At 73.6% G+C, this 23,635-nt stretch carries 18 protein-coding genes; 12 read left to right on the top strand and 6 right to left on the bottom strand.

All coding sequences use genetic code 11. The features are described 5' to 3' along the window. Window positions 1-50 precede the first annotated feature (50 nt). The 3 genes from fusA to AB0Q96_RS35365 form a co-directional block, all read right to left on the bottom strand. A complete protein-coding gene (gene fusA / locus AB0Q96_RS35355; protein WP_365332776.1) occupies window positions 51-2,135 on the bottom strand; it encodes an elongation factor G in 2,085 nt (694 codons plus the stop codon). Between the two features lie 329 nt (window positions 2,136-2,464). Beyond that, window positions 2,465-2,905, bottom strand: coding sequence for a nucleoside deaminase (locus AB0Q96_RS35360; RefSeq protein ID WP_365332779.1), 441 nt, complete (start codon window positions 2,903-2,905; stop codon window positions 2,465-2,467). Beyond that, window positions 2,902-3,699: an LLM class flavin-dependent oxidoreductase gene (locus tag AB0Q96_RS35365; RefSeq protein WP_365332781.1), complete on the bottom strand. Its 798-nt coding sequence runs from the start codon at window positions 3,697-3,699 to the stop codon at window positions 2,902-2,904. Before AB0Q96_RS35365 ends, AB0Q96_RS35360 begins: the two co-directional genes overlap by 4 nt. Window positions 3,700-3,792: 93 nt before the next feature. On the opposite strand from AB0Q96_RS35365, the gene AB0Q96_RS35370 reads away from it, so the two are divergent. From AB0Q96_RS35370 to AB0Q96_RS35400, 7 genes are all read left to right on the top strand, one after another. Next, window positions 3,793-4,239 (top strand): Lrp/AsnC family transcriptional regulator, encoded by a 447-nt coding sequence (locus AB0Q96_RS35370; RefSeq protein WP_365332783.1) that lies wholly within the window; start codon window positions 3,793-3,795, stop codon window positions 4,237-4,239. Window positions 4,240-4,386: 147 nt separating this feature from the next. Then, the gene (locus AB0Q96_RS35375) at window positions 4,387-6,666 is read left to right on the top strand and encodes an MMPL family transporter (protein WP_365332784.1); all 2,280 of its coding nucleotides are present in this window, start codon (window positions 4,387-4,389) and stop codon (window positions 6,664-6,666) included. 185 nt (window positions 6,667-6,851) lie between these two features. Further along, entirely contained in the window at window positions 6,852-7,721 is an 870-nt protein-coding gene (locus tag AB0Q96_RS35380; protein ID WP_365332786.1) for an N-formylglutamate amidohydrolase, read from the top strand. Between the two features lies 1 nt (window position 7,722). Then, window positions 7,723-7,974 (top strand): DUF6296 family protein, encoded by a 252-nt coding sequence (locus AB0Q96_RS35385; protein WP_365332788.1) that lies wholly within the window; start codon window positions 7,723-7,725, stop codon window positions 7,972-7,974. A gap of 137 nt (window positions 7,975-8,111) precedes the next feature. Next, window positions 8,112-8,435 carry a hypothetical protein gene (locus AB0Q96_RS35390; protein ID WP_365332790.1) on the top strand — a complete coding sequence of 108 codons (324 nt, stop codon included), beginning with the start codon at window positions 8,112-8,114 and terminating at the stop codon, window positions 8,433-8,435. Window positions 8,436-8,485: 50 nt separating this feature from the next. Beyond that, window positions 8,486-10,690, top strand: coding sequence for a protein kinase (locus AB0Q96_RS35395; RefSeq protein WP_365332792.1), 2,205 nt, complete (start codon window positions 8,486-8,488; stop codon window positions 10,688-10,690). Window positions 10,691-10,929: 239 nt separating this feature from the next. Beyond that, entirely contained in the window at window positions 10,930-12,087 is a 1,158-nt protein-coding gene (locus AB0Q96_RS35400) for a glycoside hydrolase family 64 protein (protein ID WP_365332888.1), read from the top strand. A gap of 96 nt (window positions 12,088-12,183) precedes the next feature. On the opposite strand, the gene AB0Q96_RS35405 is transcribed toward AB0Q96_RS35400, so the two are convergent. Further along, a complete protein-coding gene (locus AB0Q96_RS35405) occupies window positions 12,184-14,001 on the bottom strand; it encodes a S8 family serine peptidase (RefSeq protein WP_365332794.1) in 1,818 nt (605 codons plus the stop codon). A 195-nt stretch (window positions 14,002-14,196) separates the two neighbouring features. Here AB0Q96_RS35405 and AB0Q96_RS35410 point away from each other — a divergent pair, with 195 nt between their 5' ends. Further along, window positions 14,197-14,568, top strand: a complete 372-nt coding sequence (locus AB0Q96_RS35410; protein WP_365332795.1) for a YrdB family protein — start codon at window positions 14,197-14,199, stop codon at window positions 14,566-14,568. Window positions 14,569-14,579: 11 nt separating this feature from the next. Here AB0Q96_RS35410 and AB0Q96_RS35415 read toward each other — a convergent pair whose 3' ends face one another. Further along, window positions 14,580-15,506, bottom strand: a complete 927-nt coding sequence (locus tag AB0Q96_RS35415) for a dihydrodipicolinate synthase family protein (RefSeq protein ID WP_365332797.1) — start codon at window positions 15,504-15,506, stop codon at window positions 14,580-14,582. Window positions 15,507-15,578: 72 nt separating this feature from the next. On the opposite strand from AB0Q96_RS35415, the gene AB0Q96_RS35420 reads away from it, so the two are divergent. The 4 genes from AB0Q96_RS35420 to AB0Q96_RS35435 all read left to right on the top strand — a co-directional run bounded on the left by AB0Q96_RS35420 (window position 15,579) and on the right by AB0Q96_RS35435 (window position 23,122). Then, on the top strand, window positions 15,579-16,595 hold the full coding sequence (locus tag AB0Q96_RS35420; protein WP_365332799.1) for a LysR substrate-binding domain-containing protein: 1,017 nt from the start codon (window positions 15,579-15,581) through the stop codon (window positions 16,593-16,595). 61 nt (window positions 16,596-16,656) lie between these two features. Next, window positions 16,657-18,507 carry an acyl-CoA dehydrogenase gene (locus AB0Q96_RS35425; protein WP_365332801.1) on the top strand — a complete coding sequence of 617 codons (1,851 nt, stop codon included), beginning with the start codon at window positions 16,657-16,659 and terminating at the stop codon, window positions 18,505-18,507. Between the two features lie 623 nt (window positions 18,508-19,130). Continuing rightward, a complete protein-coding gene (mgtA, locus tag AB0Q96_RS35430) occupies window positions 19,131-21,851 on the top strand; it encodes a magnesium-translocating P-type ATPase (RefSeq protein ID WP_365332803.1) in 2,721 nt (906 codons plus the stop codon). A gap of 200 nt (window positions 21,852-22,051) precedes the next feature. After that, a complete protein-coding gene (locus AB0Q96_RS35435; protein ID WP_365332805.1) occupies window positions 22,052-23,122 on the top strand; it encodes a ferritin-like protein in 1,071 nt (356 codons plus the stop codon). A 76-nt stretch (window positions 23,123-23,198) separates the two neighbouring features. On the opposite strand, the gene AB0Q96_RS35440 is transcribed toward AB0Q96_RS35435, so the two are convergent. Further along, a complete protein-coding gene (locus AB0Q96_RS35440) occupies window positions 23,199-23,606 on the bottom strand; it encodes a DUF5997 family protein (RefSeq protein ID WP_365332807.1) in 408 nt (135 codons plus the stop codon). Window positions 23,607-23,635: the final 29 nt, after the last annotated feature.

Raw genomic sequence — 23,635 nt, forward strand, 5'->3', positions numbered from 1 at the left:
GGCTCCGGTCGGCCCGCCCGGAGCCCGCCCGGCCCGCACCCCCCTTCCGGTCAGCCGGCCGGCGCGTAACCCGCCGGGCGGGTCGTGAAGGTGCCGCGGCCCTGGGTGCGGCCACGGAGCCGGGACGCGTAGCCGAAGAGTTCGGCGAGCGGGACCGTCGCCGTCAGGACCGCCGTACCGCCCCGGGTGGTCGAGTCGGTGACCCGGCCGCGCCGGGCGGACAGGTCGCCCAGGACCGTGCCGACCGCCGTGTCGGGCACGGTCACGGTGACCTCCGCGACCGGTTCGAGCAGCGTCATCGTGCTCGTGCGGAGCGCCTCGCGCAGGGCGAAGCGGCCGGCGGCCCGGAAGGCGAGCTCGGACGAGTCCTTCACGTGGGTCGCCCCGTCGGTGAGCGTGACGCGGACGCCGGTCACGGGATGTCCGCCGAGCGGGCCCTCGGCCAGGGCGTCACGGCAGCCGGCCTCGACCGCGCGGACGAACTCCTGCGGGACGCGCCCGCCCGTGACCGTCGAGCGGAAGACGAACTCCGCCGCCCCGGATCCCCGCCGCTCCCCCGTCTCCTGCCCCGCCGCGTCCTCCAGGGGTGCGACATCGATGACGACCTGGGCGAACTGGCCCGCGCCGCCGTCCTGTTTGACGTGCCGGTACACGAGGCCCGTGACGCCCCGGGCGACGGTCTCCCGGTACGCGACGCGGGGCCGGCCCACGGTGACCTCCAGGCCCTGGGCGCGGCGCAGCCGCTCGACGGCCACCTCCAGGTGCAGTTCGCCGAGGCCGGAGAGGACGGTCTGGCCCGATTCGGGGTCGGTGCGCACGACCAGCGACGGGTCCTCCTCGGTGAGGCGGGCCAGCGCGGTGGCGAGCCGTTCGGTGTCGAGGCCGCGCCGGGCCTCGACGGCCACGGAGACGACCGGATCGGCGGAGACCGGCGGTTCGAGCAGCATCGGCGCGTCGGGGGCGCAGAGCGTGGCGCCGGTACGGGCGGACCTGGGGCCCACGACGGCGACGATGTCACCGGCCTCGGCGTGGTCGGCCTCGGTCGTCCGGTCGGCCTGGACCCGCAGGATCCGGGCGATGCGTTCGGTGCGGCGCGCGGTGGCATCGAGCACGGTGTCCCCCTTGCGGATCGTTCCGGCGTAGACGCGGAGGTAGGTGAGGCGGCCGGTGGGCGTGGCACTCACCTTGAACGCGAGCGCGGTGAACGGCGCCTCCGGGTCGGCGGGGTGTTCCCCGCGGACCGGCGGCAGGTCCGTCGGCGCCGGCAGGTAGGCGACGACGGCGTCGAGCAGCGGTTCGATCCCGCGGTTGCGGTAGGCGGAGCCGCAGAGCACGACGACGGCCTCGCCGGAGAGGGTGAGGTCCCGCAGCGCGGCGACCAGGGTGGCGTCGGAGAGCGTGCCGTGCGCGCAGTACTCCTCCAGGGCGGCGGCGTGCAGTTCCGCGACCGTCTCCGTCAGCTGCCGGCGTCGGCGTGCGGCCTCCTCGCGCAGGTCCTCTGGGACGGGACCTTCGGTGTACGTGTCGGCCCCGTCGGCCCACTCGTACGCCCGCATGCGGACCAGGTCGACGACGCCGGTGAAGGCGGCCTCGCGGCCGATGGGGAGCTGGACGGGCAGCGGTACGGTGCCGAGCCGGGTGCGCAGGGAGTGCACGGCGGTGTCGAGGTCGGCGCCCGCGCGGTCCAGCTTGTTGACGAACGCGAGGCGCGGGACCCCGTGCCGGTCGGCCTGGCGCCACACCGACTCGCTCTGCGGCTCGACGCCCGCCACGCCGTCGAAGACGGCGACGGCGCCGTCGAGGACGCGCAGCGCTCGTTCGACCTCGTCGGAGAAGTCGACGTGTCCGGGCGTGTCGATCAGGTTCAGCCGGTGCCCGGCCCAGTCGCAGCTGACGGCCGCGGCGGAGATGGTGATGCCGCGGTCGCGTTCCTGGGGGTCGAAGTCGGTGACGGTGGTGCCCTCGTGGACCTCGCCGCGCTTGTGCACGGCACCGGTGAGGAAGAGGAACCGCTCGGTGAGGGTCGTCTTGCCGGCGTCGACGTGGGCCAGGATGCCCAGGTTACGGAGAGAGGTGCGAGAGGTGCGAGAGGTGCGAGAGGTACGGGAGGTATGGGCGATGCGGGTGGTACGCATGGTGGTGTTTCCTTCGCTGCGGAGCGGTTGCTGGGCAGCGCGATTCCCGTGACGGCGGGCACGCGGAAGGGGTGTGGGAGGTGCGTGGATCCGTCTTCGTCGCGGGTCAGCGGTGCCGGCCGCGCAGCCGGCACCGGACGGACGAAGAGGCCAGGATCACGTCGTACCGGGCGCGGGAGACGACGGCGGTGGTGGTGACATGGGCACGCATGGCCGGCTCCCTTCGTGGCTCTACGGTCGTGACGGGTCGGACCTGTCGGCCCGCTTCGGGGAGTGTAGGGAGAAGCGGGCCCGGGGGGACATCGGTTTTCCGGCGGCCTGTCCGGAGCTCAGTCCTTCGCCGCGTAGTACTCCTCGATCGGGCGGCGCGCCTCGTCGAACAGGGCCGGACCGTCCTGCGGGACGGTCGGCCAGGCGCCCGACTCCGGGTTGAGCGCGATCAGTTGCTCGGTGGCCAGCGCGAACACGACCCGGCCGACGCCGGAGCGCACCAGGGCTCCGGAGCACATGCCGCAGGGCTGGCAGCTGGTGTACAGGGTGGTGCGGGCGGCCGTCTCCCGGTCGAGTTCGCTCGCCGCCCAGCGGGCCAGTTTGAGTTCGGGGTGGGCGGTGATGTCGTCGTCGCGCCGCACCGTGTTGTGGGCCTCGGCGAGCACGGTGCCGTCGGGTCCGGCGAGGAGGGAGCCGTAGGGGGCGTCTCCCAGGGTGACGGCGCGGGCGGCGAGCTCGACGGCGCGGCGCAGCAGCTTCTCGTCTGCGGGGCTGATCACGGTGCTGTCCTCCGGTGTGCGACAAGGGTGGTGAGGTCCCGCCAGGCGGTGTGCGGCCGGCGGGTGGCCTCGGGGTCCTGGTGGTAAGGGTCGAGCACGACGGTCCCGGCGCCGAGCAGGCGCAGCTGTTCGAGGTCGTCGAGGACCTGTTCGAGGGTGCCGACCCCGGCGAGCCGCTCGGGGTCCTCGACGGGGGCGGCGGTCAGCCGCAGCGCGATCCGGGGCGCGAACCCGGGCAGCTCGTGGCTCCGCACGACCGTGCGCATCCAGGGCAGGGTGCCCCGCAGCGGGTGCCAGGCGTCGCCGAACCGGACGGCGCGGCGGACGCCCGCCTCGCTGTTGCCGCCGACCCACAGGGGTACGGGGCCGATGCCGGCCTCGCGCAGGGCGGCGAGGCTCTCGTCGGTGATCCGGCCGCGCCGGGCGAACGGCACCCCGAGCGCCTCGAACTCCTGCCGGGCCCAGCCGACGCCCACGCCGAGGACGAGGCGCCCCCCGCTGAGCGCGTTCAGGTTGGCGGCCATGCGGGCCACCAGGAGGGGGTGCCGGTAGGGCACGATCAGCACCGTGGTGCCGAGCCGCACCCGGGTGGTGACACCGGCCAGCCAGGACAGCGTGGTGAACGGCTCGTAGAACGGCTCCGGGTAGCGCTCGGCCACGTCCGGGGTGACGGCCACGTGGTCGGAGACCATGAGCAGGTCGAAGCCGAGGCCCTCGACGACCCTGGCCCAGTCGCGCAGCATCCCGGGGTCGGTCCCGGGTCCGAAGTTCGGTACGTTGACGCCTAGTTGCATGAGCGGAGGCTATCCCGGCGATCATGGACCGCTGAAGACCGTTCTCCCTGCGCTGGGGACGGTCTCCCGTGGATTTCCCGGTAGGGTCGCGCCATGACCGCGAACCTCGACGACGTCGACTGGGCGATCATCGCCCACTTGCAACAGGAAGCCCGGGTCTCGCTCAGCGAGTTGGGGCGCCGGGTGAGCCTCAGCCCCTCGGCCACCACCGAGCGGGTGCGCCAACTGGAGGCGCTGGGGGTCGTCACCGGCTACCACGCGACGGTCGACCTGTCGAAGGTCGGCTATCCGGTGCTCGCCGTCGTCCGCCTGAAGTACCCGGGCAACCGCCACCAGCCGCTGCGCAGCCTGCTCGCCGAGCGGCGGGAGATCCTGGAGTGCCTGCGGACCACCGGCGACGACTGCTACACGCTCAAGGTGGCCGCGACCTCGATGGCGCACCTGGAGACCCTCATGGACGAACTGGCGGGCTTCGGTTCCACGACCACCAGCGTCGTCTACAGCCAGACGCTGCCGTTCCGGGGACCCGCACGGCCGTGAGGCGGGGCCGGCCGGGCCCGAGATGCCGACCCGCCCACGAGGGCGAACAATTGGCTGAGGAGGCACGAGCCAAGGAGGCCGTACGGCAGGACGTGCTGTAGCCGCCGCCTCCGCTCGGGGACCCCCCTACCGGAACGTGGCCACGTCATGAGCGCACAGGACCCCGCCACGGGCGGGCTCGCACCGCGAAAGAGTGCCCTCTACCGGCTCGGGCACTGGTGCGCCCGACGGTTCGTCGTCGTCATCGTCCTGTGGCTGGCGGCCCTCGTGGGTCTGCAGTTCGCCAACCGGGCGGTCGGCGGGCAGTACTCCGACAACTTCACCCTTCCCGGTGTGCAGTCGGCCGACGGGCTCGCCGTCCTGGAGGCGCACGACCCCGCCGCGGGCGGATACGGCGCCCAGATCGTGCTCAACGACCCCTCGCAGCCGCTCACCAAGGAGGCGTCCGCCGTGAACTCGGCGGTCGCCTCGCTGCAGAAACTGCCCGACGTGCTCAGCGCCCAGAACCCGCTGCCGCCGCCGGGCACTCCCCCGCCCACGACCCCGTCCTCGGTGCCGAACACCGGGCCGCTGTCCACCGACGGCAAGACCGCCTACATCACCGTCCGGTTCAGCGTCCCGCCGTCCACGCTCGGCACCGAATACCTCAACGGCGTCGACACCGCCGTGAAGCCGCTCCGCGACGCGGGCGTCACCGTCGAGTACGGCGGCACCCTCGGCGAACTGGCCCGGCCGGCCCCCGACGACCGCACCAGCGAGGCCATCGGCTTCGCGGTGGCCATCGTCGTCCTCCTGATCGGCTTCGGCAGCGTCATCGCCGCCGTCCTCCCCCTCGTCACCGCCCTGATCGGAGCGATCTGCGGGCTCGCGCTGCTCGGCCTGATGGCGGCGGCGTTCACCTTCGGCACCGTCTCACCGACCCTGGCCACCATGATCGGCCTGGGCGTCGGCATCGACTACGCCCTCTTCCTCATCACCCGGCACCGCCAGAACCTCATGGACGGGCACGATCCCGCCGACTCCGCCGGTCTGGCCACGACCACCAGCGGCCGGGCCGTCCTGGTCTCCGGCTGCACCGTCATCATCGCCCTGTCCGGCCTGTGGGTCTCCGGCGTCACCTTCATCGGCAAACTGGGGCTCGCGGCGGCCTTCACCGTGGTCACCGCCGTCCTCGCGGCGCTGACCCTGGTCCCGGCGATGCTGGGCCTCGTCGGCCGCCGCATCGACCGCTACCACGTCCGCAAGCCCGTCGCCGAGACCGACGCCGAGCCGGGAGCCACCGCGCACGGCACCTGGCACCGCTACGCCCAGCGCGTCGAACGGCGCCCCTGGACCTTCCTGACCTGCGGAGTCGTGACCCTCGTCATCCTCGCGATCCCGCTGTTCTTCATCCAGCTCGGGCACATCGGTGACGGCGCCGACCCCAAGTCCTTCACCGACCGGCGCGCCTACGACCTGATCTCTACCGCCTTCGGGCCGGGAGCCAACGGCCCGCTGACGCTCGTGGTGGACCAGACGTCCGTGCCACAGGCCGACCGTGCCGCGCTCGCCACCCAGCTCCAGAAGGCGCTCACGAACGTCCCCGACGCGGCGTCCATCACCCCGCTGAGGACCACGTCCGACGGTGACGTGCTCGTCGGCACGGCCTACTCGGTCGCCGCCCCGCAGGACGAGCGCACCACCCAGCTCACCGACCACCTCGTCGACGACGTCCTGCCGCAGGGCGTCGCCGGCACCGACGCCCAGACCTACGTCACCGGCACCACCGCCGCGCAGGTCGACTTCCTGGACATCGTCTCCAGCCGCCTGCCGGTGATCATCGCCGTCGTGGTCGGGCTCGCCTTCCTCGTCATCCTGACCGTGTTCCGCGGCCTCCTCGTCGCGGTCAAGGCGGCCGTGCTCAACGTGCTGTCGATCGCCGCCTCGTACGGGGTGGTCGTCGCCGTCTTCCAGTGGGGCTGGGGCGGTCCGGCGCTCGGCGTCTCCGGCAAGGTGCCCGTCGAGAGCTACGTACCGATGATGATGTTCGCGATCGTCTTCGGCCTGAGCATGGACTACGAGATCTTCCTGCTGTCCCGGGTGCGCGAGGCGTGGCTGCGCACCGGCGACTCCAAGGCGAGCGTCGCGCACGCGCTGGAGATCACCGCCCGGGTGATCACCTGCGCCGCGCTGATCATGGTCAGCGTGTTCGCGGCCTTCATCATCTCCGACAACATCGTCGTCAAGATGCTGGGCCTCGGCCTCGCGGCCAGCGTCCTCATCGACGCCACGATCGTGCGTCTGCTCCTGGTCCCCGCGGTGATGACCCTGCTCGGCCCCCGCGCCTGGTGGACACCCCGCTGGCTCGACCGCCTGCTGCCGCACCTGGACACCGAGGGCGAGGCCGCGCTGAAGCGCGACACCGAGACGCCCGTCCGGCCCAGCTGAGCGGCCCGGCCGGACGGGTGGGGGGACGGGGAGTCGGGGGGGGCGGAGGGACGGGGAGGTGGCGGGCGTACACGGGCGGCCCGGCGGGTGCCGTGAACGGCCTGTGGGGCAGCGCACGGCCTGTGGCAGGCTGGCCGGGTGACCGCACATCAGACCTCGCCGAACTCACGCCCGGAAAAGGCCGCATGACCGCCCGTTCGCCGCACCCCGCCGCCTCCTACCAGCTCCTGCCCGGCGCGCCGGACTCGCCCGTCCTGCTGCACGTGCCGCACTCCTCCCGCACGGTCCCGGCGGAGGTGCGGGCCGGCATCGTGCTCGGCGACGAGGAGCTGGCGCGCGAGCTGGACCACATCACCGACGCGTACACCGAGGACATCGCCGCCGAGGCCGCGGCGCACGCCGGCGCGAAGCCCTGGCGGTTCGTCAACCGGCTCTCCCGCCTGGTCGTCGACCCCGAGCGGTTCCCCGACGAGCGCGAGGAGATGCTGTCCGTCGGCATGGGCGCGGTCTACACCCGCACCACCCACCGCGCCGAGCTCCGCCCGGCCGGCTTCGACCCGGCACCGCTCCTCGCCCGCTACTTCGACCCGTACGCGCGGGCGATGACCGACGCGGTCGCCGCACGCCTGGCGGCGGCCGGGCGCGCCGTGATCGTCGACGTCCACTCGTACCCGACGCAGACCCTCCCGTACGAACTGCACGGCACGGGCCCCCGCCCGCCGGTCTGCCTCGGTACCGACGCCTTCCACACCCCGCCCGCGCTGCTCGCGGCGGCGCGGAAGGCGTTCGCGGGCTTCGGCGAGGTCGGCACGGACAGCCCCTTCGCGGGCACCTACGTGCCCCTGGCCCACTACGGCCGCGACCCGCGCGTCAGCGCCCTCATGGTGGAGATCCGCCGCGACGGGTACATGACCGAACCGGGCGGTCCGGCGGGCCCGGGCGTGCGGGCCCTGGGCGCCGCCCTGGCCGAGCTGGTCGACGCCGTGAGCGGCCAGGACCTCCCGATGCCCCCGGCGTCCCGGGCGTCCGGAGGCCCGAAGGCGCGCGAAGCGTAAAATGAGGCGGGTGAGCGCACGCAGGTACGAGCTGGTGTTCTCCGGCGGCGAAGGCCCCGCGGAGGACCTCGTGGTCGTCGAGCGGACCGCCGCCAAGGGGCCCGGCGGGCATCCCGTCTACGCCGATCCGACCGGCATCATCCGCGCCGAGATCAGCGACCGCGACGAGGTGCGCGTCCTCGCCTCCGGCGGGCACCAGGAAGCCCCTCAGGGCGTCGTGGCCCGCCCCCTGCCCGGCGAGGCCCAGGGCTGAGCCCCGCCCGGTCCCGGCGCCGCGAGGCGCTCGTGGAGCCGGGACGGCCGGGACGTCCGTACGGGCCCGGCGGCCCGCCCGCGGAGGGATGGGCTCCCAGGGACGCACGGACGGCGCGGGTCGCCTAAGCTGCCCTGATGACCAGCACCGACCCCATCGAGTCCGAGCCGCGCTACGTGCGCGTCACCATCGAGCTCGTCGCCGAGATCACCGACGAGGACGCGCTCAAGGCCGCCGCCCTCACCCAGGTCCGGGACGACGAATACCTGGAGGAGGACGAGCGCGCCCAGGCCATCGAGGCCATAGACGTGGACCCGTCCGGCTCCCTCGCCCACTTCATCGACCCGGTCGCCCTCCTCGGCGCCGTCCCGGGTGTCGAGCTCGCCTCGGCGACCTGGGAGTCCGCGCACACCGAGTTCGACCCCGACGACGAGACCTGGGAGGAGCACTCCCTGGACTGATAGCCCCACCGGGCGCGATCCTGTCCCGGTACATCGCGCGAGGGGGCACCATGAAGCCGCTGGAGTCGGACGACCCGGAGTCGGTCGGCGAGGGCAGGTACCGACTGGTCGGGCGGCTCGGGCAGGGCGGCATGGGCGTCGTCTACCTCGGCCGGTCCCGGTCGGGGCGGGCGGTCGCGGTCAAGGTCGTACGGCCCGAGCTGAGCACCGACCCGGAGTTCCTGCGCCGGTTCGCCGGCGAGGTGCGGGCGGCCCGGCAGGTGGGCGGCTTCCACACCGCTCCCGTCGTCGACGCCGACCCCCACGGCGACCCCGCCTGGCTGGTGACCGCCTACGTCCCCGGGCCGACCCTGCGGGCGGTCCTGGACCGGGTCGGGGCGCTGCCCGAGGACAGCCTCACCGTGTTGGCCGCGGGCCTCGCCGAGGCCCTGGAGGCGATCCACCGGGCCGGGGTGGTCCACCGCGACCTCAAGCCGGCCAACATCATCGTCGCCGAGGACGGCCCCCGCGTCATCGACTTCGGCATCGCGCGGGCCCTGGACGGCACGGCCGCCCTGACCCGGACGGGCTTCCAGGTCGGCACGCCCGGCTACCTCGCGCCCGAGCAGCTCACGGGCGGCGGCATCACCCCGGCCGTGGACATGTTCGCGCTCGGGGTGGTGCTCGCCCAGGCGGCCGGCTGCTCGCCGTACGGCGACGGCCCGTCGGCGGCCTGGCAGTACCGGGTCGTCCACGAGGAACCCGACCTGAGCACCGTCCCGCCGTCACTGCGGGACGCCCTCGCGGCCTGCCTCTCCAAGGACCCGCGCCACCGGCCCACCCCCACCGCCTTCCTCCGCACCCTCACCGTCCGGCACCCCGCCGACGGCGGCTGGCTGCCCGACGAGGCGACGCGGCTGCTCCACACCCGGAAGGCCCCGGAGGCACCGCGGAACGCACCGGCGTCCGCCGCCGAACCGCCGGAGCGCCCCGCCACCGCGACCGTACGCCCGGAGGGCGGCGCGGGCGACACCGCAGGGCCGGGCGGCGCGGCCGACACCTTCGGGCAGGCCGGCGCGGCCGACACCTTCGGGCAGGCCGGCGCGGCCGACACCTTCGGGCGGGCCGGTGCGGGCGGCCCGGCAGGGCCAGGCGCCGAGGTCGCCGTCGAGCGGACCGTGGCAAGCGTCCCCACCCCGCCACCGCCACCGCCGCCCCTGCCGCTTCCCGAGCCCCTGCCGGATCCGTTCCCGCCCCTCCCTGGCACCGCCGCCGTCGGACGGCCCGAGCGCCGGCGCCCGGCCCGGCGTACGGCCGTCGGCGCCGCCCTCCTCGTGTGCGCCGTCGCCGCCGCCGGGGGTCTGCTGGCCTGGCGTCCGTGGGAGGGCGTGCCCGGCACCGGGGACGAGCCGAAGGGCGGCTCGTCGTCCGCGAGCCGGTCCCCCGCCGCGTTCCCGACGGCTCCGCTGCTCGTCCGCGAGGACACCGCGCCCGGCTGGCCCCGGTCCTGCCACGGCGTGATCGCCGTGCGCGCGGCGACGGCGGACCGGCCACGCAGGCTGCTGCCCGACGGGACCTGTGACGTGCTGCCGCAGTGGGCTCCGGACCGGCGGTCGTTCGCGTTCACGCGGGTGACGCCCGAGGGCTCGGCCGTGTGGACGGCGAACGCGGACGGCTCCGGCGAGCGGCGGATCGCCGCGATCGCGGGCGGGCGCGTCTCCTGGTCCCCGGACGGCAGCCGGCTCGCCGTGCTGCGCGAGGAGGCCGGGGTGCAGCAGTTGTTCGCGGTGGACGTCTCCGACGGTTCGGCCCGTCGGCTCACCAGCGGTACGCGGCGGGTGGAGGACCCGGCCTGGTCGCCGGACGGGACCCGGATCGCCGTCTCCCTGGAGGCCGCCCCGGGCGACTGGCAGATCCACGTCGTGGACCCCGCCGCACCCGAGAGCGCCCCCCGCCAGGTGACCCGCCTGCCGCACCCGGCGCTGGACGCGGTGTGGTCGCCGGACGGGCGTACGTTCGCGTACACGGCGGGCACGTACAAGGGCGCCACCAAGGGCGACATCCGGCTGGTCGGCACGGACGGGTCGGGGGACCGGCCACTGGTGGCGACCGGCGCCCACGAGATGGATCCGGCGTGGTCGGCGGACGGGCACTGGCTGGCCTTCGTCCGTGGCCCGTACGAGCGGCCGGTCGTCTGGGCCGTGCGCGCGGACGGCACGGGCGAGCGCAGGCTGACCACCGGCAGCGCGCCGGAGGGCCACCCCGCCTGGCGCTGACACGCCCAGTCCAACTGCCTTTCCTCCGGGCCGCGTTCGGGGATCCGTCACTCCTCCCGAAGGGTTGACAGGGCGGCGGTGCGCTCACATTCTGAGAGCGCTCTCAGAACGGATTCCCCCCACTCCCCCCCACGGTCCCCAAGGAGCCACCCGTGCCCTCCATCGGTCACCGGCGCCGGCGACGGCGCCGGATCCCCCGTACCCTGCTCGCCCTCACCCCCCTGGCCGCCGTCGCGGCCCTGCTCGTCCCCTCCCCCACCGTCCAGGCCGTCGCGGCGCCCGCGCCGGCCCCCGCCGCCGTGCCCGCCACCATCCCGCTCACCGTCAAGAACGACTCCCGCCGCGCCGAGCCGGTCTACCTCTACAACCTCGGCACCGAGCTCTCCACCGGCCGGCAGGGCTGGGCCGACGCGGGCGGGACCTTCCATCCGTGGCCGGCCGGCGGACCCGTCCCCTCGCCCGCGCCCGACGCCTCCATCACGGGGCCGGCCGCGGGGCAGTCCCTCACGATCCGGATGCCGCAGTTCTCGGGGCGGGTGTACTTCAGCTACGGCCGGAAGCTGGTCTTCCAGGTGGCCACGGGCGGACTCGTGCAGCCGGCCGTCCAGAACCCGAGCGACCCCAACCGGGACATCCTCTTCAACTGGTCCGAGTACACGCTCAACGGCGCCGGACTGTGGATCAACAGCACCCAGGTGGACATGTTCTCCGCCCCGTACGCCGTCGGCGTCAAGCGGCCCGACGGCGGCGTGGCCACCACGGGTCACCTCAAGCCGGGTGGCTACCGCGGCTTCTTCGACGCGCTGCGCGGGCAGGCCGGCGGCTGGTCGGGGCTGATCCGGACCCGGTCCGACGGCACCCTCCTGCGCGCGCTCGCGCCGGGCCACGGCATCGAGGCCGGTGCGCTGCCCCGGGACGTCCTGGCCGGTTACGTCGACCGCGTCTGGGCCAAGTACGCGAGCTCCACGCTGACCGTCACGCCCTTCGCGGACCGCCCGTCCGTCGTCTACTACGGGCGGGTGTCCGGTGACACGATGAACTTCACCGACGCCTCGGGGACCGTCGTGACGTCCTTCCGCAAGCCCGACTCGGACAGCGTGTTCGGCTGCCACAAGTTGCTGGACGCCCCGAACGACCAGGTGCGCGGCCCCATCTCCCGTACGCTGTGCGCGGGTTACCACCGCTCGACCCTGCTCACCAACGCGCACCAGCCGGACACCTCGGCGGCGGGCTTCTACCAGGACGCGGTGACCGACCACTACGCGCGGACGGTCCACGACCGGATGGCGGACGGGAAGGCGTACGCGTTCGCCTTCGACGACGTCGGCGCGCACGAGTCGCTCGTCCACGACGCCGATCCGCGCCAGGCGTTCCTCACGCTGGACCCGCTCGACTGATCCCGGGCCCGGAACGCCGAACGCCCCGCCCCCGCCGTGGAGTCCACGGTGGGGGCGGGGCGTCGGACGGTCCGGGCGGAGCCGGGAGCGCGCCGCCTAGAAGGTGAGGTTCCAGGCGTCGACGCGGCCGGTGTCCTGGGTGGCGATGTCCTGGACGCGCAGCTTCCAGGTGCCGTTGGCCACCTCGGAGGAGGCGTTGACGGTGTACGTCTTGAGGACGTCGTCGGCGCTGTCGCTGTTGGAGAAGTCCTCCAGCGGGTACACCGTGCCGTCGGGGGCGACGAGCGTGAGCACGAGGTCACCGCGGTAGGTGTGCTTGATGTCCACGCCGACCTTGAGGGTCGCCGGGGCGTTGCCGGTGACACCGGAGACCGTGATCGGGCTCTCGACGGTCGCGTTGTCGACGATGGTGACGTCGTTCAGGTTCTCGAAGTACGGGCCGGTGGGCGTGGTGCCGCCGCCGACGGCCTTCAGCGCGTCGACCGCGCCTTCGCCGAAGAAGCCGTTCTTGGCCGTGGTGCCCTGGCAACGGGTGTCCGAGGGGCAGGCCTTGTCGTTCGCCTGGGTGGCGAGCGCGGCGCGGATGTCCGCCGGGGTGTAGGTCGGGTTGGCGCTCGCGATGAGCGCCGCGACGCCGGTGACGTGCGGGGAGGCCATCGAGGTGCCGCTCATGTTGCCGTACTTGCCGCCCGGCAGCGTCGAGTACACCTGGGTGGCGCCGTCGCCGCCCGGCGCGGCGACGTCGATGACGCCGTTGCCGAAGTTGGAGTACGAGGCCTTGGCGCCGCCGCTGGCCTGCGCGGCGACGGTCACGACACCCGGGAGCTCGGTCGGGATGTCGATGCAGGCGTTGGTGATCGTGCGGGTGACCGGGGTGGAGTCGTTCGGGCTCTCCGAGTCGGTCGTCTTGTTCGCCAGGTCGTAGTTGGAGTTGCCGGCGGCGGCGACCTGGAGCGAACCCTTGCCCTCGGCGTACGCCTGGGCGCGGCGGACGCCCTCGATGATGGCGGCCTGGTCCACGTTGTCGGGGCAGTTGAACTGCCACGGGTCCGTGTAGTAGCTGTTGTTGGTGACCTTGAAGCCGTGGTCACCGGCCCAGACGAAGCCGCAGATGGTGTTCTCCGCGAAGAACAGGCTGCTGGTGGGCTCCGCGATGCGGACCGAGGAGATCTTCACGCCCGGCGCGACGCCGATGACGCCCTTGCCGTTCTTGGCGGCGGCGATCGTGCCGGCGACGTGGGTGCCGTGGGTGCCGACGTCACGCCAGGCACCGGCGCGGGTGTCCGCCTTGCCGTAGGCGCAGGAGGCGGAGTCGGCGGCGTTGAAGTTGGGCGCGATGTCCTGGTGCTGGTCGTCGACGCCGGTGTCCAGCACACCGACCTTCACCGAGGCGGAACCGGTGCTGACGGCCCAGGCCTGGTCGGCCTTGATCTGGGTCATGTCCCAGCGGTTGGACTCGGTCAGCGTCGTCGTGGCCTGCGTCGGGTTCGCGGGCAGCGCCGGGGCGTAGGCGTCGGCGGGGACGTCGGAGGTACGCGTCGCGCCGACCTGCTGCACACCGGAGACGCCGCGCATGGTGGCGGCGAAGGAGGCGCTGGTGGAGTGGGCCACGATGACGCCGATGGCGTCATAGGCGGCGAAGACGGTGCCGCCGTTGGCGGTCACGGCGGTCTGCGCGGGGGCGGTGGCACCGGGCGCCGTGATGACCAGGTAGGCGCGGGTGCCGGCGGCCCAGGTGCCGGTGGCGGCCTGCGGGGCGGTCACCGCGCGGGCGGTGCTCGGCGCCGCGGCGGGGGCCGGGGGGTCGATGCCGGTCGGTGCGGCCTGGGCGGGGGCGGCGAGGGCGACGGCGGCGCTGACGACGGCAGCGGCCGCGATCGTGAGTCTCAGCCTGCTGGATATGTGGGAAAACAATGCGTCCTCCGATGGCCCGGAGACGCTGGTGGCGCCGACCGGGTCCTGTGATGTGTGGGGTGGACGCAAGATCCCAGGCCACAGGTACCGGAGGGAAGGATTCTGTCTGACAAGTCTTTTTTCGTTACACGTTGTTGATCTGACGTGACAGCAATCTGACAACATTCGGCCGCTGTTGGCGCAGAATGGACCACCATGAAGCTGCCCGCGCCCCTGCGCGTCCTGAACGAGGCCCTGGCGTTCCTCCTGGAACTCGCGGCCCTGGCCCTCCTGGCCTGCTGGGGCTGGCAGACCCCGGAGTCCACCGTCGCCCGCCTCCTCCTCGCCGTGGCCGCCCCCGCCGCGGCGGCCACCCTGTGGGGCCTCTTCGCCGCCCCGAAGGCCCGGATCCGCGCCCCCCTCGCGGGCGTCCTCGCCGTGAAGACCCTGGTCTTCGGCGCCGCCGCGGGCGCGCTGTACGCCCTGGCCGGGTCGGCCTGGGCGCTCGCCTTCGCGGGCGTGGCGGTCGTCAACACCACGCTGGCCACGCTGGACAGGAGGGGCCGGCTGCCCGCCGACGGCGTGTGAGGGGAGCGCGGCTACCCGCCGTCCGCCGCCCCCGGCTCGCCCAGCGCCTCCAGCTCTCGCAGGGCCGCCGTCACGGACTCCTCGCCCGCCGGGAGCAGCGGCAGCCGCACGTCCGGTGTCGGGATGCGGCCCTGGGCGTACAGGACCCCCTTGACCACGGCGGGGTTCGGCTCGGCGAACAGGAGCGAGGAGAGCCGCGCCAGGCGATGACCGAGCGCGCGGGCGCGTGCCGTGTCGCCCGCGCGCCATGCTTCCGCGAGCTCCACGAAACGGCCGGTGGCCAGGTGGGCCGAGGCGAGGACGGCGCCGCGCGCGCCGAGCGCGAGCATCGGCGAGGCGACGACGTCGTCGCCCGCCAGGACGGCGAAGTCCCGCGGCGGGTCGCCGAGGAGCGTGATGGCGGCGTCGTCGACGGAGCCGGTGGCGTACTTGACCCCGACGACGCCCGGAACGCTCCCCAGCGCGCGCAGGGTGGCGGCGTCGAGCGGCCGGCCGGTGCGGTACGGGATGTGGTAGACGACCAGCGGTACGGGGCTGTCGGCGGCGAGCCGCGCGAAGTGGGCCAGCACCCCCTCCGGCGAGGGCCGGACGAAGGCGGGCACCGTGACCAGCGCGGCGCGCGCCTGCGGCCACCGCCGGAGCGCGGCGAGCTCCCGGCCGACGGCGTCCGTACCGCCGCCGCCCGCGCCGACGACGAGCTGGGCCCCGCGCTCGCGGCAGACCCCGGCGCAGGTGTCGACGACGGCCCGGCGCTCGTCGGCGTCGAGGGCGCCCGCCTCCCCGGTCGTGCCGAGGGCGACGAGGCCGGTGGCGCCGTCGTCGAGGACGGAGCGGGCCAGGCCCGCCAGGGCGTCGAGGTCGGGGCGCCCGTCGCGGGCGAAGGGGGTGACGAGGGGGACGTGGATGCCGTACGGGGTGAAGTCCGGTGCGTGTGCCATACCTCCGAGGGTGGGCGCCCAGCACTCCTCAGGTCCAGTTCGCTTTTCCGATCCGAACCGTAAGCTGAGCTTATGCTCGATGTACGACGTCTGCGCCTGCTGCGCGAACTGGCCCTGCGCGGGACGATCGCCGCGGTCGCCGAAGCCCTGGCCTTCACCCCGTCGGCCGTGTCGCAGCAGCTCGCCACGCTGGAGCGGGAGGCCGGGGTGCCGCTGCTCGAACGGACCGGGCGCCGGGTGCGCCTGACGCCCGCCGGGGAGCGGCTGGTCCGCCACGCCGAGGCGGTCCTCGAACGCCTCGAACTGGCCTCGGCCGAACTCGCCGAGTCGCGCGACGGCCCGGCCGGACCGCTCCGCATCGGCGCCTTCCCGACCGCGACCCGCACGATCGTGCCGGGCGCGCTCGTCCTGCTCGCCGCCCGGCACCCGGCGCTCGAACCGATGGTCTCGGAGGTGGACCCGGCCGCCGTGGCACACGCCCTGCGCGCGGGCGATCTCGACGTGGCCCTCGTCCACGGCTACGACCTGGTGCCGGCCGCCCTCGAACCGGGCCTCGCGGAGGAGCCGTTGTGCGAGGAGGCGATGTACCTCGCCACGCCCACGTCATCACCCGGCCCGTCGCACGGCCAGGACGCAGGGCCGGGCGAAGGGCCGGGCGAAGGGCCGGGCGAAGACCTGGACGGCGGCGCGGGAGGCGGAGCCGCCGGCCTCTCCGTGCTCGCGCCCTGGCGCGACGCCCCCTGGATCGTGTCGGCTCCCGACACCCTCTGCCGCGCGGTGACTGAACGGGTGTGCAGGGCCGCCGGGTTCGCGCCCCGGGTGCGTCACCAGGTCGACGAGTTCGCCACCGTGCTGGCCTTCGTGGCCGCCGGTCAGGGCGTGGCCGTGGTCCCGCAGCTGGGCGCGCTCGCGCCCCCGCCGGGCGTGCGCCTCACCGCGCTGCCGGTGCGCCGCCGCACCAGGATCGCCTTCCGGGGCGGCGCGGGGCCGCACCCGGCGGTCGCCGCGCTCACCCGCGCCCTGCGCGACTCCGTACCGGCGGTGCTGGACGGGTCACCGACGGCACCCGGCCCGGCGCAATTCGGATAAGCGTCAAGCGCCGTTGTGCGCCTGGTGGTTGCCCAGGGCGCACGGTGTCGTTGAAAAGATCATGTCGATTCCTACCGATGGCCCTGCCGACCCCGCGCACACCGGCCCGCTCGCCCCACCCGACGTCCTCACCCTCTCGAAGCCGCTGTTCCACGACGGCGCCGAGGGACGGACCACGGGCCGCTGGGATTCCTGGGACACCTGGGACACCACGCACGGGCACTGGCGGAAGCTGATCTCCACGGATCTCTTCGCTCCCCGCACCGACGCCTCTCCCGAGGACCGCCGTCGGCTCTCCTACCAACGTCTGCGGGCAGTCAACGCCGAACTCGCCGCGCCCGAGCGGCTGGCCGCCGACCCGCGCGGGCTCGCCGCGCTGCACGAGTGGACCGCCGTCGTCGACGCCGCGACGTCCACCGTCGCGGGAATCCACTACAACCTCTTCCTGGGCAGCCTCCTCGACGACACCGTCTCCCCGCCGCGCGACCTGCGCCCCTACCTCTCGCTCGACCACGTCGGCACCTTCCTCTGCACGGAACGCGCGCACGGCAACGACGTCGCCGCGCTGGAGACCGTCGCCCGATACGACCGCAAGCGCGCGGAGTTCACGCTGGACACCCCGCACGAGGGCGCGGCGAAGTTCATGCCGAACACCGGGCCCGCCGGCGGCCCGAAGACCGCGCTCGTCGCGGCCCGGCTCCTCGTCGACGCCCAGGACCACGGGGTGTTCCTCTTCCTGGTGCCGCTCCGCGACGCACACGGCCTCCTTCCCGGCGTCCGCGTCAGCGCGCTGCCCGAACGCGTCGGCAGCCCGGTGGACCACTGCGTCACCTCCTTCGACCGGGTACGGCTCCCCCGCACGGCACTCCTCCAGGGCGCCCACGGGCGGATGGACCCCGACGGCCGGGTGACCGGCGCCGTCCGCAGCCCGCGGCGGCGGATCCTGCACGCGATCGGGCGGGTCACGGTCGGCAAGCTGTGCATGAGCGCGGCGACCCTGGGCGGCGCGCGGGCGGCGCTGACCGTGGCCGTGCGCTACGCCCACACCCGTACGATCTCCGGCCCGGTCCTCGGCGAACGGGTCGTCCTGGCCGCGCACCGGACCCACCAGGCCCCGCTGCTGCGGGGCGTGGCCACCGCGTACGCCATGACCTTCCTGCACCGTGCGGTGACGGAGCGGTGGCTGGCGCACGAGGCGGAGGAGCGGGCCGAGGCCGAGCGGCTGGTCGCCGTGGCCAAGGGCTGGATCACCTGGCAGGCGCGCGGGATCACCCTGGAGGCCCGGGAGCGCTGCGGGGCCCGCGCGATGTTCCCGGTCAACGGTCTCGCCGAGTACCCGGCGAACGTCGACGGGGCGATCACCGCGGAGGGCGACAACCTGGCGGTCTGGTGCAAGGCCGGTTCCGCGATGCTGTTCGGGCAGGACCTCGCTCCGGCCGCCGGGCGCGCGACGGGGCGTGAACCGCTGACCGATCCGGCCTTCCTGCGCCGCCTGGTCGCCGCCGACGAGCGCCGGTGGCACGCGAGCGCGCGGGACGAGCTGCGTTCCGCGCCGGGCGGCGACCCGCTCGGACGGTGGAACGCCGCGTCCGCCTCCGCGCTGCGGATGGTCGAGGCGCACGCCGTGGGGCGCGCGGCGGACGCCTTCACCGCCGCGTGCGCGGGCGTGCCGCACACCGCCACCCGCGCGGTGCTCCGCGAGCTGTGCGCGCTGTTCCTGCTGGAGCGGATCGAGCCGCGCGCGGGAACGCTGCTCGCCGAGGGCGCACTCACGGCCAGCCAGGTCGTCGCGCTCCCGGGCACGGTACGCGAGCTGACGGCCCGACTCGCCCCGTACCTCCCGGAGTTGACGGAGGCCTTCCTGGTCCCGGAGGAGTACCTGTCCTCGCTCCCCATGCTCACGGAGCACTGAGCCCCCCGCCCGAAGGCGCGGGCCGTAGGGTCACTCCCGACCTAGGGCCCGCGCCGGACGGGACTTTCGTCCTGATCGTCCACCGCGCGGAATGGGGTACGGTCGGGGTGTCGCCACGAGGTCGAGCCTTCGGGCTCCCGCGCCGCACGTCCTGTGCGGTGGGTGACGGTTCTGTCGGTGCGAGGCGAGGAGGTGTTCGGGATGAGTCCCGAAGGAAGTCCTTGCCGCACCCTGCCGGCCGGCTGACCCCGGCGACGTCCCGACGTCGCCCGGACGCCCGCCGCTTCCGGCCCGTTCCGGCATCTCCCAGGCGCCGCCCCGCTGCCGCGCCTCCCGTACGTGAACCCCTCTGACGTGCGCCGCTGACGCGTGCGCCGGTGCCCGTACCGGTACGCGTGTCGGCACCCGTACGCGTGCTCGTACTCGTACGTACTAGTGCTCGCGCTAGTCCTGGTGCTCGCACTCGTGCTCGAACGCATACCCGTGCACGTCGGACGTCCGCGTGCGGACCCACCTCACCCCTTCCGTCGCCCGGGGGCCCCGTGCCGCCCGTGCGTCCACGACCGCTCCGTGCCTCCCGGTGTCGTTTCGACGTGCCCGGAGACGCGGAGGGAGGATTCGTCATGACCATGCTCACCCCTGAGAAGCTGGCTCCGCCCGGCCGGGGCGTCCGTACCCGCCGCGAGCGCAAGGCCGCCGAGCTGGAGGCGCGGACCCGCCGGGTCGGCGAGCGGCTCGTCGAGATCGCCGCCCGCCCCGGCGACCTCGTCCTGCGGGACCTCTCCGCCACCCGTAACGGCCTCACCCACGCCGAGGCCGCCGCCCGCCTGGAGCGCCACGGTCCGAACACGGTGGCCCAGGAACGCGCGCCGCGCTGGTACGTCCAGCTCGCGAAGGCGTACGCGAACCCCTTCATCGCCGTACTGGTGTTCCTCGCCGCGGTCATGTTCTGGCAGGACCCGGCGGACCCCGGCGTCGTCATCCTGTCCGCGATGGTGCTGATCAGCGGGGCGCTGCGGTTCTGGCAGGAGTACCGTTCCGGCCGTGCCGCGGACGCCCTGAAGCGGCTGGTCACGACGACCACCGCCGTGCTGCGGAGGTCCGGCCGCGCCGACCGGCCGGCGCCCGTCGAGGTCGGTATGGACCAGGTCGTCCCCGGCGACCTGGTGAAGCTGGCCGCCGGGGACCTGGTTCCGGCCGATCTGCGGCTGATCGCCGCCAAGGACCTGATGGTCTCCCAGGCCGCCCTCTCGGGCGAGTCGTTGCCGGTCGGCAAGGACGACATCCGGGGCGTGGACGACGGGCAGCGGGCGACGGGCGACCCGGTCGAGGCCGGCAACCTCTGCCTGATGGGTACGTCGGTGACCTCGGGGACGGCCACCGGGGTCGTCGTCGCGACCGGCTCCGACACGTACTTCGGCTCCATGGCCGGCTCGCTGGTCGGTGAGCGTCCGCAGACCAACTTCGACACCGGGGTGCGCAGGGTCAGCTTCCTGCTGATCCGGTTCATGCTGGTGATGGTGCCGGTCGTCTTCGCGATCAACGGTCTGACCAAGGGCGACTGGGACGAGGCCTTCCTGTTCGCGGTCGCCGTCGCGGTCGGTCTGACGCCCGAGATGCTGCCGATGGTCGTCTCCGCCAACCTGGCGCGCGGGGCGGTCGCCATGGCGAAGCGGAAGGTCGTCGTCAAGCGGCTCAACGCGATCCAGAACCTGGGCGCGATGGACGTGCTGTGCACGGACAAGACGGGCACGCTCACCGAGGACCGGATCGTCCTCGACCGCTACCTCGACGTGCACGGGCACGAGGACCGGGAGGTCCTGGAGTACGGCTACCTCAACGCGCACTTCCAGACGGGCCTGAGGAACCTGATGGACCAGGCGGTCGTCGACCGCGTCGACGAGGCCGAGGAGGTTGTCGTCGACGCACGGTTCTCGATGGTCGACGAGATCCCCTTCGACTTCGCGCGCCGGCGCATGTCCGTCGTCCTCAACCGCAACGGCCTGCTCGGCACGGCCGGGGAGCCCGAGCACGTCCTGATCACGAAGGGAGCGGTGGAGGAGGTCCTCGCCCTGTGCACCCGCGTGCGGGACCGGGGCCGGACCGTCGACCTCACCGCGCAGCTGCGGGCGCACGTCACCCATGTCGCGGAGGCCAACAACCGCGAGGGACTGCGTGTCCTCGCCGTGGCCACCCGCACGCTGCCGTCGCCGCGGGCCGGCTACACCGTGGCCGACGAGTCGGACCTCACCCTGGTCGGCTTCCTCGCCTTCCTCGACCCGCCGAAGGCCGACGCCGCGGAGGCGCTGCGCGGGCTCGCGGACAAGGGCGTCACGGTCAAGGTCATCACCGGGGACAACGAGCTGGTGGCGGCGCGGGTCTGCGCGGACGTCGGCCTGGACGTCGGCCAGGTCGTCACGGGCGCCGAGCTGGACGCCCTCGACGACGTCCGGCTGCGCGAACTGGGCGCCCGCACCACCGTGTTCGCCAAGGTCAACCCCGTACAGAAGGCCCGGATCGTGCGGGCGCTGCAGGCGGACGGGCACACGGTCGGCTTCCTCGGCGACGGCATCAACGACGCCGCCGCGCTGCGCGACGCCGATGTCGGCATCTCGGTGGACACCGCCGTCGACATCGCCAAGGAGTCCGCCGACATCATCCTCCTGGAGAAGGACCTCACCGTCCTCGAACAGGGCGTGATCCAGGGCCGTACGACCTTCGGCAACACGATCAAGTACATCAAGATGACCGCGTCGTCGAACTTCGGCAACGTCTTCTCGGTGCTCGTCGCCAGCGCGTTCATCCCGTTCCAGCCGATGCTCGCCGTGATGCTGCTCGTGCAGAACCTGGTGTACGACATCGCCCAGCTCGCGACGCCCTGGGACCGCATGGACGAGGAGTACCTGCGCGAGCCGAGGAACTGGGACGCCAAGGGCATCGGCCGCTTCATGCTCACCATCGGCCCGATCAGCTCCGTCTTCGACATCGCCATGTTCCTCGTGATGTGGCACGTGTTCGCGGCGAACACCCCCGCCGAGCAGGCACTCTTCCAGTCCGGCTGGTTCGTCGAGGGGCTCCTGTCCCAGACCCTGATCGTCCACATGATCCGCACCCGCAAGATCCCGTTCATCCAGTCCCGCGCCTCCTGGCCGGTCATGGTGATGACGGTCCTCGCGGTCCTGACCGGCCTCTACCTCCCCTTCTCCCCCCTCGCGGAAGCCCTCGGCTTCGTCGCCCTGCCGGCCGCGTACTTCCCGTGGCTGATCGGCGTGCTGCTCGCCTACTGCGCCCTCACCCAGTGGGTGAAGACGCGGTACATCCGGCGCTTCGGCACCTGGCTGTAGCGCGACCCGCGGGGGCCCGGGCACGCCGCCCGGGCCCCCGCTCTTGGGCCCCCGCGTCCGGGTCACGGGTCCGGGTCCGAGCCCGGGTCCGCTGAGGGAGACGCCCCGGGGGCGTCGGCGTACCGTGGGAAGTACCTCTCGGATCGCTCGCACCACTCCGGCGCTCTCGGGCGTGCGCACGCGCAGAGGGGAAGAGACTCATGACCACGCTTCCGGGATACCGAAGCAACAGGATCGTCGAGTTGATGCGGGAGCCCGCCGCGAGCCGTGGGCCCGACTGGCTCCAGGAGTCGCTCCAGCAGGCCGTACTGCTCGAACTCGCCACGTTGCCGCCGTACTTGTGCGCCCTGTGGTCGATCCGGGACGAGAGCGACGACGTCGCCACCGCGCTGGAGCGGGTCGTCTTCGACGAGATGTCCCACCTGGGCCTCGCCGGGAACCTGCTCACCACCATCGGCGGCACGCCGCGGCTCGCGCACGCGAGCACTGCCCCGGAGTACCCCGGGCCACTGCCCGGCGGTGTGCGGCCCGGGCTGAACGTGTCGCTCAGCGGCCTGTCGCTGAAGACCGCCGAGCTGTTCTCCCGGATCGAGGAGCCCGACGAGCCGCTGGCGAGGGCCGCCTCGCCGGGCACGTCCATCGGCGCGTTCTACACGGCGATCCTCGAATCGTTCCGCGCGCACGCGGACCTGATCACGGGACAGCGGCAGCTCGTCCGCCAGATGGCCGCCCACGGCGCGGGCAACGACATCGTGGCGATCGGCTCCCTGAACGCCGCCGAGAAGGCCATCGGCGTGATCAAGGAACAGGGCGAGGGCACGACCGCCTCACCGGAGAACCCGCACCCCGAAGCCGCCGGCGAACTCGCCCACTACTACGTCTTCCGGGAGATCTACCACGGCCGCAAGCTGGTCAAGGTCTCCGAGGACCCGCCCCGCTGGGACTTCACCGGCGCCCCCGTTCCCCTCCCCGCCACCCGCCCGATGACGACCGTCCCGCCCGGCGGCTGGGCCGCCTCGGGCGCCATCGTGCCCGACAGCGACGCCCAGCAGCGCCTCACGGCCGGCAACCTCGCGTACAGCCGGCTCCTGAGCTTCCTGGAGCAGGCGTGGACGACCGAGGACGGCACCACCGCCCGCCAGCTGCTCGGCAAGGCCGTCGTCGCGATGTTCGGGCTCAAGGACCCGGCCCAGTGGCTCATGGAGCACCCGCTGCCCGACGGCAGCGAGCGGACCTACGGCCCGGAGTTCCGGTACGTGGAGACGCCGTAGCCGGCGGAGCCGAGCGAGGCCCGGACCGCGCCGGCGGAGGAGCCGGCGTCTCGCCGGCCGGAGCGCCGGGAGGGGGTCAGTCCTCCTGCGCCTTGGCGGCCTTCTCGGCCTTCTCCGCGCGCATCTCCTTGATGCGGACGGTCTCCTTGCGGACCTCGGACTGGGTGGCGCGCTCCTTCTGCAGCCACTCCGGGTTCTCGTCCTTGAGGACCTCGATCTGCTCGGTGGTCAGGGCGTCCGTGACACCGCCGCGCGCGAGGCCGGAGATGGAGATGCCCAGCTTGGCGGCCACGACGGGGCGCGGGTGCGGACCCGTGCGGCGCAGCTCGATGAGCCACTCCGGCGGGTCGGTCTGGAGGGCGCTGAGCTCGGCGCGGGATACGACGCCCTCGCGGAAGTCGGCGGGGGTGGCGTCGAGGTACACACCCAGCTTCTTCGCCGCGGTGGCGGGCTTCATCGTCTGGGCGGTCTGGTGCTGCGTCATGGTGACAAGAATATCGGTCGGGTGCGCCG

It is taken from the genome of Streptomyces sp. NPDC093111 (genome assembly GCF_040683955.1).
Lineage (GTDB): Bacteria > Actinomycetota > Actinomycetes > Streptomycetales > Streptomycetaceae > Streptomyces.

Excerpts from the sequence above, each read along its gene's own strand:
- fusA (WP_365332776.1), bottom strand. The coding sequence starts at position 2,135 with ATGCGTACCACCCGCATCGCCCATACCTCCCGTACCTCTCGCACCTCT.
- AB0Q96_RS35365 (WP_365332781.1), bottom strand. The coding sequence starts at position 3,699 with ATGCAACTAGGCGTCAACGTACCGAACTTCGGACCCGGGACCGACCCC.
- AB0Q96_RS35370 (WP_365332783.1), top strand. The coding sequence starts at position 3,793 with ATGACCGCGAACCTCGACGACGTCGACTGGGCGATCATCGCCCACTTG.
- AB0Q96_RS35375 (WP_365332784.1), top strand. The coding sequence starts at position 4,387 with ATGAGCGCACAGGACCCCGCCACGGGCGGGCTCGCACCGCGAAAGAGT.
- AB0Q96_RS35380 (WP_365332786.1), top strand. The coding sequence starts at position 6,852 with ATGACCGCCCGTTCGCCGCACCCCGCCGCCTCCTACCAGCTCCTGCCC.
- AB0Q96_RS35385 (WP_365332788.1), top strand. The coding sequence starts at position 7,723 with ATGAGGCGGGTGAGCGCACGCAGGTACGAGCTGGTGTTCTCCGGCGGC.
- AB0Q96_RS35390 (WP_365332790.1), top strand. The coding sequence starts at position 8,112 with ATGACCAGCACCGACCCCATCGAGTCCGAGCCGCGCTACGTGCGCGTC.
- AB0Q96_RS35395 (WP_365332792.1), top strand. The coding sequence starts at position 8,486 with ATGAAGCCGCTGGAGTCGGACGACCCGGAGTCGGTCGGCGAGGGCAGG.
- AB0Q96_RS35410 (WP_365332795.1), top strand. The coding sequence starts at position 14,197 with ATGAAGCTGCCCGCGCCCCTGCGCGTCCTGAACGAGGCCCTGGCGTTC.
- AB0Q96_RS35415 (WP_365332797.1), bottom strand. The coding sequence starts at position 15,506 with ATGGCACACGCACCGGACTTCACCCCGTACGGCATCCACGTCCCCCTC.
- AB0Q96_RS35420 (WP_365332799.1), top strand. The coding sequence starts at position 15,579 with ATGCTCGATGTACGACGTCTGCGCCTGCTGCGCGAACTGGCCCTGCGC.
- AB0Q96_RS35425 (WP_365332801.1), top strand. The coding sequence starts at position 16,657 with ATGTCGATTCCTACCGATGGCCCTGCCGACCCCGCGCACACCGGCCCG.
- mgtA (WP_365332803.1), top strand. The coding sequence starts at position 19,131 with ATGACCATGCTCACCCCTGAGAAGCTGGCTCCGCCCGGCCGGGGCGTC.
- AB0Q96_RS35435 (WP_365332805.1), top strand. The coding sequence starts at position 22,052 with ATGACCACGCTTCCGGGATACCGAAGCAACAGGATCGTCGAGTTGATG.
- AB0Q96_RS35440 (WP_365332807.1), bottom strand. The coding sequence starts at position 23,606 with ATGACGCAGCACCAGACCGCCCAGACGATGAAGCCCGCCACCGCGGCG.